Genomic DNA, 12,428 nt, shown 5'->3' on the forward strand with positions numbered 1-12,428 from the left:
ACCGAGCACGGCCGCGTCGCCGCAGGTCGCGGAGTGCAGTCCAGCGGCCCCGAGGTATTGCGCAGCGGAGTCCGTAACGGCACGCTCCTCGGCACTCGCCTCGGGGCGCGCATCGACACGGGCATGGACACCGGCGTGGGCACGCGCATCGTGGCGCGCGTCCGCACACGCATCGGTGTGACCGGACACCGCTCGATCCCGCCCGCCGTCCTGCCGTCCGTACGCACGGGCATCCGCCGGCAGTTCCAGGGCGACGAGGAACTGGAGGCACTGAGCAGTCTCGCGGCCGGGGCCGACCAGTTGTTCGCCGACATCGCCCTGGACCGCGGCATCCCGGTCACGGCCGTCATTCCCGGTATGGACTACGAGGCCCACCTCGGCGACGCCGACACCCGGGCCGCGTACCGCCGCCTCCTCAACTCCTGCCGCACACGCGTGAATCTGCCCGAGGAGGCCACCGATGAGGAGGCCTATTTCGCGGCGGGCCGCTGGATCGTCGACCACGCCGACCGACTGGTCGCGGTGTGGGACGGCCAACCCGCGCGGGGGCTCGGCGGCACCGGGGACGTGGTGGCGTACGCGCGGCGCACGGGGGTTCCGGTGACGGTGCTCTGGCGGCCGGGGGTGCTGCGGGCCTAGCGGTACGGCATCGGCCCCCACCGCCGCGGCCTGGCGGTGAGGGCCGATGGGGTGCTCAGCCCCCGTGCGCTGAGCACCTTCGGCGCGCGCCCTCGTCCTGGGCGCGCCGGCGAAGCCGGATCAACGGTGAATCACTTGTACGTGATGTCCGAGCTTCCGTAGCGGCAGTGCGTGCTGTCCGGACCGCTGCCGAGGGACGGTGGTTCGGCACCGGAGGAGTTGCCCTCGAAGCGCTCGCAGATGGTGATCTTCCTGCTGCTGTCGCCGACCACCGTGACACCCGAAATCGTGGCCGTGTCACCGTAGTTGGCGTTGACCCCGACCAGAACCTTGCCCGGGCTGGTCACCAGGACGTTCTTCACCACGATGTGGCGCTCGTACTGCGTCTTGCAGTTGCCGCACGCACGGACCAGCTTGCCGAAGTCGGCGACCTGGAAGTTCTGGACGGTCAGCGTGCCGGCGCCGTTGAACTGGAAGACCTTGTCGTCCGCGTGGCGCGCGCCACCGCCGGATACGAGGTACGTGGCCGAGGCCGACTTGCTCTTGAACGTGGCCGCGTCCTCGCCGACGTCCTCCCACCACACGTTCTGCAGCGTGCAACTGCCCAGGCAGTGAACGCCGTCGGCGGCCGGAGCGCCCAGGACCACGTTCTTCAGCACAGCGCCGTCGGCGAGTTCGAAGATCGGGCCCTGGTTCTCGTCCTGGTCGGCGCTGCCGAGGCCGCCGGAGCCGTAGAAGCGCTTCAGGGCGCCGTCGTACGTACCCGAGACCTCGATGCTCGCGGGCACCGCCTGCACACCGGCGACGGTGGGCCACTCGCCCAGGGCCGTGCCGCCGACGGAGTCCGTTCCGGAGGCCGGAGCGGTGGAGGCACCGGCCGACCTGCTCGCCGACGCGGAGACGGACGCGGACGCGGAGGCCGTGACCGACGCCGAAGCGGAGGGTGAGACCGATGTCGACGGTGAAGCCGACGCGGACGCCGACTTGCCCGCGGAAGCCGACGCCGAGGCCGAGCCCGACGGGGACGTCGTGGGCGACGGATCGCCCTCCGCCACCAGCGTCCAGCTCTTGCTGCTCGCCCTGTCGCAGGAGTTCTGCTGTGTCAACGCACCCTTGACGTTCAGGCACTTGCCGCTCTTGGCGTTGACGAGGTGGTGCGCGCCGTCCACCCCGGTCAGCTTCCACACCTGTGACGAGCCGCCGTCGCAGGTCTGCTGCTGTACCGCCTTGCCCACGGACACCGACGCGCCCCTGACCCCGGCGCACAGTCCACCGGCCGTGCTCGTGACCGTGAACCCGCCGCCGCTGTCGGTCAGTTGCCAGGTCTGCGCGGCGGCCGAGTCGTCACACACGGCCGTCTTCAGTTGCGCGCCGCTCGCGGTGGCCGACGCCGCGCCGGTCAGGCATGTGCTGTCTGCGGCGTTCACCAGGCGGTACGTTCCGGCGCCAGGGCTCGACGCGGACGCGGTCATCAGCACCCCGCCGGCGACCGCGCCACCGCCCAGGACCGCGACCAGCGCGCCGATCAGTGCGCCCCTGCGGCGGCTTGTCCTCCTGCGGCGCGGCCTGCGCCCAACTGCTCTCTTGCTCACGTCGTCGCTCTCGTTCGGGAGTTCACGCTGTCCGTATCCGACGCCTGTCTGTCGCCGCCGTCGCCGCGGAGGTTGCCGCGTCCACGGAACTTTGTGTTTCCTGAGTGGGAGCCGAGTGGTCGGCGAGAGCGGGGTCATCGTGGATCGACCGCGGACTCACCCCGTGCATGGAGATCCGACGGAGTCGGTGAAGGAGACGGGAAGCGCTCAGCCGCCGAACCTGGCCACCCAGTCGGTGTGCTGCGGTGAGATCAGCCGCTCGGCGTCCGCCACCGCATCCGCCCAGCCCGCCTCCGTCACCGTCCTGGACATCGTGACCCGCAGCATGTCGAGGTCCTGCTTGATGAGGCCGTACGCGTACGCCAGCGGCCGGTGCCTGTGAACCTCCTGCCACGCCACCCCTGCCGCCGCAGCGGCGCTGAGCAGCCCGGTGAGATCCCAGACGTCGATCACGCCGAGGGCCCTGAGGCCGGCGGACAGCAGCGCGAGCAGCGTCAGTACAGCGGTGACGGACGACCAGTGGACGGAGGCCCGGTGAGTCTGCGCGGCCTTGTTGCGATGCCAGACGAACTGCTCAAGGAGCCGGTCGCGGAGATAGATGTCCCGTCGCGCCTCGAAGGGCTTGGCTCGCACGGCCCGCATGGCCGGCGTGATCTGCCCGATCCCCCGGGCACGGACCCCGTTCCGTGAGTCGTCGGCCCAGCCGACTTTCCTGAGCTCCGCGAGCCGCCCCTCCAGCCGCTCCGCGAACAGTGCGTCGGGGTCGGCGACCCGGGAGTGGAAGGGCCCGCCGTGCACCATGTACTGCCAGGCCAGTGACTTGAGCAGCTCGGCGACGTCCCGGTGTGCGCGCCAATGGGCCCGGGCCCGGCGGCGTGCGGTGTGCAGGCCGATGCCGATGGTCGACGCGTACAGCACGGCCGCCATTGCCGCCGGAATATGACTGTCGAGGCGTTCCGCGAGCAGAGCGGTCGCGGTGGCGAGGAGCAGCGTCACAAGCTGGGTGCGCACCGCGCGAAACGATTCTCCTTGCCTGGCCAGCGCACGATGGTCACTTATCCGGAAGAGCGGCGGCAGATCGCTGTCACTCAAAGTCACACTTGGCCCTGGAGTTCCCGTCCGCATGGTCCCCCCGCACGGCTAGAAGTGAACACCTATGGAAATTGTCGCCCAGGTATGCGAGAACAGAACCCCTCCTGATGCGTTCAACTGTCCCGCATGGTAGGTTCCGCGCGAGTAGTATCCGCACAGGTCTCAGGCTGTCTCACTACGTCTACAGGTCCCCAACGATCATCCCAACGTACGACGGGAACGGGATGGCTGGGCCTGTTCATCGACGAAGTGGAGCAATGAGACAGCTATGAACAGGGCCACGACAATCCAGAGCGAATCGGCGATTTCCCGTTCGGCGCAGCGACGGCACACTCCGCTGACCTCCGTCGCCACCGACAAGGCCGCCGTCATCAAGTCAACCGGACGTCTGACGGACGCCGTCGGCTGGACCTCGAAGAAGCCGATCACCTTTGATGCCGCAATCTGAGCGGCAGTAGGCCCGGCGACCTGGGGGTTCCCGGCAAAGCCACTGCCGGGAGCCCTGGCCCCCCACACCCAGGCGCCCCAACTTACGCGATGCAGTGCGGAGTTGATGGCACCCTAGCCTGTCGGGGAGCCGTAAGCTATGCCGGGTGACTCAAATCCAGGAACTGGTCCTGAAGATCCATAGCAGATGCAACATCGCTTGCGATCACTGCTATATGTACGAACTGGCCGACCAGAGCTGGAAATCGCGCCCGACGGTGATCTCCGAGGACACCGTCACACACGTCGCACAACGCCTCTCGTCTTATGCGGAGACCCACCGACTCGATTGCGTGTCGGTCATTCTGCACGGCGGAGAGCCACTCCTCGTGGGCCCCGGGCGCCTCCGTCACATCTGCGCGGAACTCACCCGCATCCTGTCTCCCGTCACCACCGTCGACCTCCGTATGCACACTAATGGAATGCTGTTGCACGGGCCTCAACTGGAGGTCCTCCGGGAATTCGATGTGAAGGTCGGAATCTCTCTCGACGGTGATCGCGCAGCCAATGACCGGCATCGTCTCGACCGTCGGGGACGCAGTAGCTACGACAAAGTTCTGGCCGGAATCGAGCGGTTGTGTGCGCCGGAATACCGGCACCTTTACACGGGGCTCCTGTGCACGGTCGACATCAAGAATGATCCGGTCGCGGTCCACGACGCGCTCACCGCTCTCGCCCCGCCCCGTATCGACTATCTTCTGCCGCATTCGACCTGGGACAGCCCGCCTCCCCCCGGAATCACGGATTCCCCGACTCCGTATGCCGAATGGCTGCTCAGGATCTTCGACCGCTGGGAGGAACAGGGCCGACCGATGAAGGTGCGCACCTTCGACTCGGTGCTCAGCACCCTGCGCGGCGGCCCCAGCCTCACCGAGGCCATGGGACTGGCCCCGTCCGATCTGGCGGTCGTGGAGACCGACGGCACGATCGAACAGGCCGACTCCCTGAAGGCCGCCTACGACGGCGCTCCGGCCACGGGGTACGACGTCTTCCGGCACGGCTTCGAGGAGTACGCCCGCCATCCCGGCGTACAGGCACGGCAGTCGGGTATCGAGGGCGTCAGTGAGACCTGTCGGCGGTGCCCGGTCGTCGAGTCGTGCGGCGGCGGGCTCTACGCGCACCGGTACAGCACCGAGCGGGGTTTCGGCAATCCGTCCGTGTTCTGCGCGGACCTGCGTGCCTTCGTCGAGGGCGTCGCGGAACGCATCACCGAGCGCGCACTGGCCCCGGCCCTGCACGACGGCGACGAACTCGCCTTTGCGCAGATCAAGTTGACTCGTGACCTGCTGATGCTCATGAACGACCGCGCCGCCGGGGACCCCGGCTCCGCGCTCGACCCCGACTGGGCCGGGGCCTGGCAGGCACTGCTGCGCCTTGACGCCGACGACAGCACGGCGCCCGAGTTGGACGCGGTGCTCTCGCACCCCTACACCCGCACCGCGGTGCGTCACGCATGGGACGGTCCACCCCAACCGGCGCTGCTCGCAACGCTGGTGGTGGCCATGGCCGCGCGGGCACAGGCCGGGGCCGCGCTCACCTGGGAGCACCCGGCCGCGTGGCTGCATCTGCCGACCCTGGGCACGCTGGAACTGCCCGGTCCCGGCCGGGTCGAGGTCACCACGGACGCGGACGGCATCCTCGTACGGCATACCGGGGGCGAGGGCTGGGAGCGGGTTCTCTTCGATGCCGAGGCCGACTCGTCGACCGGGAACTCGCGTTGGCGTCCCGTACAACTCCTTTCGCTGAGCGGCCACGGTCCGCTGATCGACGACGCCCACCCCTTCCGCGACTGCTTCCCCTTCCCTGCCGCCGAGCCGCTGGACCTCGGTGAGCGGGACGGGTTCCGTGGGCTGCTTGAGCGGTGCTACGCGCTGCTGGACGAGCGGCTGCCCGGTTGGCGCGGTGATCCGCGCGTCCTCGTCGCCACAACCGTGACCCCGCTGTCCAAGGGCGCCGGAGTCCAGCTGGGCCGACATGCGCCGGGCGCTCTTGGGGTCGCCGTCGATGCCGAACCGGAGGATTTCGTACGGCAGGTGCCCCGGCTCGGGCGGCGGGCGCGGCTTGCCGCGCTGCGGGACACTACGGAACTTGCGGTACCGGGAAGCCGGGCCGGGCGCCTGCTGGACGAGGCGAGCGAGGCACTGGCGTCGGTCTCCGGGGAGAGCACCTCACGGAACCCCGACACGGACGGCCGGGCCGTCACCCTCAAGGAGGCCCACCGCGCACTCACCGAACTGGCCGCTCTGCCGGAGCGGCAGCTCACCGGGACCGGGGCCGCCCTCGCCGTTCGGTTGTGGGACGAGTGGCGGGAGAGGACGGGCCGGCGTGACTGACGTCGGTGAACTCGCTCTGCTGCTACGAACGCTGGGTATCCGCCGGGGTGGGGTGTTGATGGTGCACGCCTCCCTGCGGGGCAGCGGACTGCGGGACACCGAGGTGCGGGACGCCCTGCTCGACGTGCTGGGTCCCGCCGGGACGCTGATCGTGCCCGCCTTCACCCAGGAGAACTCCCGTACCTCACGCGCTCATCAGGCCCTGACCAGCGGGCTGAGCGAGCATGAGAGGGCCGCATTCGAGGCGGGGATGCTGCCGTTCGAACCGCTCACGACGCCCTGCCGGGCAGCCATGGGAGTGCTTGCCGAGTTCGTCCGCACCAGCCCCGGAGCCGTGCGCAGCACCCATCCGCAGACATCGATGGCAGGCCTCGGTCCGCGCGCCGCCGAACTGCTCGACGGGCACGACCCGCACTGTCTGCTCGGGGAACGCTCACCGCTCGCCCGGCTGTATGACGCGCGGGCCCAAGTACTTCTGCTGCGCGTCGGATTCGGGGTGTGCAGCGCGTTCCATCTCGCCGAGTACCGGACGAATCCGCCACGACCCCGGCGCACATACGAGTGCGTGGTCGAGGAGAAGGGCGGCTGGATCTCGTACGAGGACACCGCGTTGGACGACAGTTGCTTCGCCGCTCTGGGCGCTGAACTCCCGCGCGAACATGTTGAGTTCGCGGAACTGGCAGGGCGGAAAGTGGCTTTGGTCGAGATGCGGCCGGTCGTCGACTTCGCGCGTGACCGGATGTCCGGATATCGCCATTGAATGACGTGAAACCAACGACACGAACAGTCGAATCGTCGGGCACATTGTTGGTCCGGCCAGATGACGCCGTCGGCGGGGAGAGGGCATCGTCAACGGGCAGGGGGGCGCGTGAACATACCCGCACGGGACCGGGGGTCGGACAACCGGCCCTACTTCTTTCTGAGTTACGCGCACACACCGGCCTGGGGATCGGGCGGAGGCGATCCCGACCACTGGGTGCGTGTGCTGTTCACGGATCTGTGCGACCACATCATGGCGCTCACCGATCTGCCCGCGGGCGCCGCGGGCTTCATGGACCGGGAGATGCGTTCCGGGGACGGCTGGCCGGAAAAACTCAGCGAGAACCTGGCCGCCTGCCGGGTATTCGTGCCGCTGTTCTCGCCGCGTTACTTCACGAGTGAGATGTGCGGGCGTGAGTGGTTCGCGTTCAACGAACGCATCCTGCGCGCCCGGAACACCGGCGCCGGGGATGTTCCCGCCATCGTCCCGGCCATGTGGACGCACGTTGATTACGGACAACTCCCGGACTCCGTAAGGCACATACACTTCGACCAGGCCACTTACGGGGACCGGTACGCGGCCCATGGGATCTACGGCCTGATCAAGCTGAAGCGGCTGCACGACGAGTACGAGGAGATCGTGCTCGACCTGGCCCAGCGGATCGTGCGGGTCGCCCACGACTCACCGCTGCCGGCCGGCAGGCCCCGGCCGTACGAGTCGACGCCCAGCGCGTTCAAGCCACGCGGCGAGGGCCCTCGCCGCATCCATCTGACCGTGGCCGCGCCGACCCGGGACGACCTCCCCGAACACCGCGACAAACGCCCGTACGGCGAGGACGCGCAGGACTGGAACCCGTACCACTCCGAAAGCACCCGGCCGCTGCCCGCCCTCGCCGAGGAGTTGATCCGGTCGCTGGACTACCGGATCACGATCTCCTCCTTCGACGACGAGGACCCCGGCGGGCAGAACGCCGGCGACGAGGACGGCGCGGACGCGGCCGATGGCGACATCGAGAAGGCCCCGCCCGGCCGGCCCGGCATCCTGCTCGTCGACCGTTGGGCACTCACCAGCGCCCAACGTCAGGAACGGCTGCGGAAGTTCGACCTCGGGGCCCGCCCCTGGATCAGCGCGATCGTCCCCTGGAACCGGTCGGACATGCAGTGCCACAGCGAGGAGGGCAAGCAGCTGACGGCCGAACTGGAGCGCACGCTGCCACTGATCCTCGACCGGGGCAGGCGCACCGACTGCCGGGTGGCCGTCAACGGCGTACCCAGCCTCAAGGCCTTCACCGACGTCCTGCCGACTGTCGTGGCGCACACGACCCGCCAGTACCTCAAGCACGCGGTGGCTCACCCGCCCGCCGGCCCGCACGTGCCCCGGCCCCGTCTGATGGGCCCCACCCACCCGCCGCTTCCGGAGGCGGGGGACGACAACGAAGGAGAAGCATGACGGCCGTGCAGGACGGACGGATCATCACCTTCTACTCGTACAAAGGGGGCACGGGCCGCACGATGGCCCTGGCCAACTGCGCGTGGATCCTGGCCGCCAACGGAAAGCGGGTCCTGGCCGTCGACTGGGACCTGGAGGCGCCCGGTCTGCACCGCTTCTTCCACCCGTTCCTGGACTCCAACGCGCTGGCCGCGACCACCGGTGTCATCGACATCATCAATGACTACGCCTGGGCCGCGACCACCGGAACACAGCGCTCGGGGCCCTGGCACCTGAACTTCGCGGACGTCGAGCAGCACGCGATGTCGCTCACCCCGGAGCGCCTGGGCCTGAGGTTCGTGGACGGCGGATCGCTCGACTTCCTCTCCGCCGGCCGCCAGGACCGCTCGTACTCGGCATCCGTGTCGTCGTTCGAGTGGGACAACTTCTACGAACGCCTCGGCGGCGGTCTCTTCCTGGACGCGCTGCGCGACAGCATGAAGGCGTCGTACGACTACGTGCTCATCGACAGCCGGACCGGGCTGTCGGACAACGCCGACATCTGCACCATCCAGATGCCGGACGTCCTCGTGGACTGTTTCACCCTCAGCGACCAGTCGCTGGACGGCGCCGCCGCCGTGGCCCGCAGTGTCCAGGACGGCTACCGCAAGCGCCGGATCCGCGTGCTGCCCGTGCCGATGCGCATCGACGAGGGCGAGAAGGAGAAGGTCGACGCGGGGCGGGCGCTGGCCCGGCTGAAGTTCGACGGGCTGCCCAAGGGGCTCGACGAGGGCGAACTGAGCCCGGAGGAGATGACGGCCTACTGGGGCAACGTCGAGATCCCCTACCGGCCGTACTACGCCTACGAGGAAACCCTGGCCACGGTCGGCGACGAGAGCGGCATCGCCAACTCGCTGCTGTCCGCGTTCGAACGGCTCACCGCGGTCATCTCGGAGGGCACGGTCACCTCGCTGCCGCCGGTCCCCGAGCCCGTCCGGCTGCGCTGCCGGGACGCGTTCCTGCGGCGCCGGCCGCCGGCCACCACGGCGGACATCGTCGTCGCCTACGCCGGTGAGAACCGGATGTGGGCGGACTGGATCGAGGCCGTGCTGAAACGCTCCGGCTGCAACGTGCTCCCGCACGACATCTCCACCGGCCCGGTCTCCCGCCCCGACAGCTCGACCCGCACCCTCGTCCTGTTGTCGAACGCCTTCCAGAAGTCCCGGTACGCGGACGCCGTCTGGCGTGCGCTGACCGACTCCGACACCGACACCCCGCACGGCGCCATGGTGCCGCTCAGGGTCGACGAGGTCCGGCTGCCCACGGCCTACCTCGACCACAACCCGGTCGACCTGCACCGGCTCGACGAGGCGCAGAGCACCCTCACACTGCTCGGCGCCGTCGACCTGCCGGGACAGCCCGTCGGCCCCGGGTCCGGGGGCCCGCGCTTCCCCGGCTCGACCCCGGCGCACTGGAACGCGCCCCAGCGCAACAACACCTTCACCGGCCGCAACATCATCCTCGACCTCGTCCGCGACCAGCTCGGCAGCGGTTCGACCGCCGTGGTGCCGGAGCCGCTCGCGCTGTTCGGACTCGGCGGGGTCGGCAAGACCCAGGTCGCCATCGAGTACGTGCACCGGTTCATGGCCGACTACGACCTGGTGTGGTGGACCTCGGCCGAGCACGAGGACGACGTGGTCGCCTCCCTCGCCGAACTCGGCGAACGCATCGGCGCGCCCGGCGGCGAGGACATGACGCTGGCCAGCCAGGAAGCCGTACAGATGCTGGCCCGGGGCATGCCGACGAAACGGTGGATCCTCGTCTTCGACAACGCCGACGACCCGGCGTCGCTGGCCCGCTACATCCCGCAGGGCGGCGGCGGGCATGTGCTGGTCACCTCCCGCAACCAGGCCTGGGCGCCGCAGGGGGCGTCCATGCCGATCGAGGTGTTCCTGCGTGAGGAAAGCGTCGAACACCTCACCCGGCGGGCCTCGGGGCTGAGCACCGACGAGGCCGACCAGGTGGCGCAGGCGGTGGGCGACCTGCCGCTCGCGGTCGAACAGACGGCGGCCTGGCTCGCCGAGACGGCCACCCCGATCGACGACTACCTGCGCCAGCTCGCCGACCAGACCACCGACGTACTCGACCTCAACCAGCCCGCCGACTACCCCCACTCGGTGGCCGCGACCTGGAACATCTCCATCGCCCGGCTGAAGGAACGCTCCCCCGCGTCGGTGCGGCTGCTCCAGCTGTGCGCCTTCCTCGCCGCCGAACCGATCTCCTCGCAGCTCCTCTACAGCAAGGAAATGATCGACGCCCTGAAGCCGTACGACGCCTCGCTCCAGGAGAGTCTGCTGCTCGGGCGGGTCATCAGGGAGATCGGCCGGTTCGCGCTCGCCAAGGTCGACCAGGTCAGCAACAGCATCCAGGTGCACCGGCTGGTGCAGGCGGTGATCCGCGCCCAGCTGACCGAAGAGGAGCAGAGGGAGGCCCGGCACGTCGTCCACACAGTGCTCGCCGGAGCCCGCCCGGACGGCGACGAGCCGATCGACGACCCGGAGACCTGGCCGCGCTTCGCCGTCATCTGGCCGCACCTCACCGCCTCCGACGCCCGCAACTGTGTCGACTCCGCGACCCGCCGACTGCTCATCGACCGCGTCCGCTACCTCTGGAAGCGCGGCGACTTCCCCGCCGCCCAGCGCCGCGCCGAGGAACTCCTCACCCACTGGGCTGAGTTGCTCGGCGAGGACGACGTCCAGTACCTCTACCTGCGCTGCCAGCTGGCCAGCGTGCTGCGGTCCCAGGGGCGTTACGTGGAGGCCCGCGACATAGACACCGAACTGCTGGCACGTCAGCGCCAGGTCCTCGGTACGTCCCATCCGCACACGTACGTCACCACCTCGAACCTCGCCAGCGACCTCGCCGCCCTCGGCGAGTACCGGTCGGCGGTGGATCTCGCCCGGGAGGCGCACGACGGGTTCAGCCAGATCTTCCACGAGTCGCACCGCCGTACCCTGAGCGCCGCCAACAACCTGGCGCTCGCGCTGCGCATGGTCGGCCGCTACAGCGACGCCCGCGCCATAGACCAGGACACACTGGACCGCCGTATGGAGGTCCTCGGCCCCGACCACCCCTACACGCTGGCCTCCGCCGAACGGCTCGGCCGCGATCTGCGCGAGGTGGGCCGCTACTCCGAGTCCGTCGCCCTGCTGTCGCGGACGTACGACGCGCACAAACGCATCCTCGGCAAGGACTTCCCGGGCACCCTGCGCTGCGCCAAGTCGCTGGCCGTCTCGCTGCGCCGGTCGGGCCAGTTCGAGGACGCCCGCCGGCTCACCACGGCGACCCGCGGCCAGTACCGTGCCCAGTACTCCAAGCCGACCCCGGACTCACTGGCCTGCGACCTCAACCTGGCCGCCGACCTGTTCGCCGCCGACGAGCGCGAGGAGGCCCGCCATGTCGCCCAGGAGGCACTGGGCGAGTACATGAAGGTGCCGGGCGAGGCCCACCCGTACACCCAGGCGGCGCTCAACAACCTCGGTATCTTCCACTGGGGCTGCGGTGACGTGGCGCTCGCGCAGGAGGTGTTCCACCAGGTGCTGCCGCGTATGGCGGAGGTGCTCGGCGAGCAGCATCCGCACACCCTCTTCTGCGGGATCAACTACGCCAACGTCCTGGCGGGCCAGGGCCGGCTGGAGGAGGCACGCGCGCTGGAGGAGAAGGCGGTCACGGTCCTCCGCACGATACTGGGCCAGCACCATCCGGAGACCCTGGCCATCGTCACCAACTTCGCCCTCACCCTGACGGCACTGGGCCACAAGGACGAGGCACGGCGGCTGCGCGAGGAGTCGCTCAAGGAGCTGCGGATGCTGCTGGGCGAGGAGAACGGCATCACTCAGGTGGCGGCGGACGAGCGGCGGATATACCGGGATCTGGAGCCGCTGGCGGTTTGATGTCCGGTGCGGATGTCCGGTGACCGGTGCGGATGTCCGGTGCCCGGTGACCGGTGCGGATGTCCGGTGCGGATGTCCGGTGACCGGTGACCGGTGCGGATGTCCGGTGCGGATGTCCGGTGCGGATGTCCGGTGCGGATGTCCG

8 protein-coding genes are annotated in these 12,428 nt (G+C 69.4%); 6 read left to right on the forward strand and 2 right to left on the reverse strand.

From position 1 onward, the window contains the following. Positions 1 to 123: 123 nt before the first annotated feature. Complete coding sequence (locus tag RB628_RS33390; RefSeq protein ID WP_318324381.1) at positions 124 to 639, forward strand: hypothetical protein; 516 nt, start codon at positions 124 to 126, stop codon at positions 637 to 639. A 131-nt stretch (positions 640 to 770) separates the two neighbouring features. Here RB628_RS33390 and RB628_RS42765 read toward each other — a convergent pair whose 3' ends face one another. Further along, positions 771 to 2,231 (reverse strand): pectate lyase, encoded by a 1,461-nt coding sequence (locus RB628_RS42765; protein ID WP_412180763.1) that lies wholly within the window; start codon positions 2,229 to 2,231, stop codon positions 771 to 773. Between the two features lie 207 nt (positions 2,232 to 2,438). Next, complete coding sequence (locus RB628_RS33405) at positions 2,439 to 3,356, reverse strand: DUF4231 domain-containing protein (protein ID WP_318324367.1); 918 nt, start codon at positions 3,354 to 3,356, stop codon at positions 2,439 to 2,441. A 235-nt stretch (positions 3,357 to 3,591) separates the two neighbouring features. Between RB628_RS33405 and RB628_RS33410 the strand changes: the two genes are divergently transcribed. From RB628_RS33410 to fxsT, 5 genes are all read left to right on the forward strand, one after another. Beyond that, positions 3,592 to 3,771 (forward strand): hypothetical protein, encoded by a 180-nt coding sequence (locus RB628_RS33410; RefSeq protein ID WP_318324368.1) that lies wholly within the window; start codon positions 3,592 to 3,594, stop codon positions 3,769 to 3,771. Between the two features lie 145 nt (positions 3,772 to 3,916). Then, on the forward strand, positions 3,917 to 6,142 hold the full coding sequence (gene fxsBH, locus RB628_RS33415; protein ID WP_318324369.1) for a radical SAM/SPASM protein FxsBH, inactivated beta-hydroxylase extension form: 2,226 nt from the start codon (positions 3,917 to 3,919) through the stop codon (positions 6,140 to 6,142). Further along, positions 6,135 to 6,902, forward strand: a complete 768-nt coding sequence (locus RB628_RS33420; protein WP_412180764.1) for an AAC(3) family N-acetyltransferase — start codon at positions 6,135 to 6,137, stop codon at positions 6,900 to 6,902. The genes fxsBH and RB628_RS33420 overlap by 8 nt, the downstream gene beginning before the upstream one ends. 108 nt (positions 6,903 to 7,010) lie before the next feature. After that, positions 7,011 to 8,351: a TIR-like protein FxsC gene (locus tag RB628_RS33425; RefSeq protein ID WP_318324370.1), complete on the forward strand. Its 1,341-nt coding sequence runs from the start codon at positions 7,011 to 7,013 to the stop codon at positions 8,349 to 8,351. Next, positions 8,348 to 12,283 carry an FxSxx-COOH system tetratricopeptide repeat protein gene (fxsT, locus tag RB628_RS33430; protein ID WP_318324371.1) on the forward strand — a complete coding sequence of 1,312 codons (3,936 nt, stop codon included), beginning with the start codon at positions 8,348 to 8,350 and terminating at the stop codon, positions 12,281 to 12,283. The genes RB628_RS33425 and fxsT overlap by 4 nt, the downstream gene beginning before the upstream one ends. The last annotated feature ends 145 nt before the right edge of the window (positions 12,284 to 12,428 follow it).

Source organism: Streptomyces sp. ADMS (assembly GCF_033441795.1).
Lineage (GTDB): Bacteria > Actinomycetota > Actinomycetes > Streptomycetales > Streptomycetaceae > Streptomyces.

Excerpts from the sequence above, each read along its gene's own strand:
- RB628_RS33410 (WP_318324368.1), top strand. The coding sequence starts at position 3,592 with ATGAACAGGGCCACGACAATCCAGAGCGAATCGGCGATTTCCCGTTCG.
- RB628_RS33390 (WP_318324381.1), top strand. The coding sequence starts at position 124 with ATGGACACCGGCGTGGGCACGCGCATCGTGGCGCGCGTCCGCACACGC.
- fxsT (WP_318324371.1), top strand. The coding sequence starts at position 8,348 with ATGACGGCCGTGCAGGACGGACGGATCATCACCTTCTACTCGTACAAA.
- RB628_RS33405 (WP_318324367.1), bottom strand. The coding sequence starts at position 3,356 with ATGCGGACGGGAACTCCAGGGCCAAGTGTGACTTTGAGTGACAGCGAT.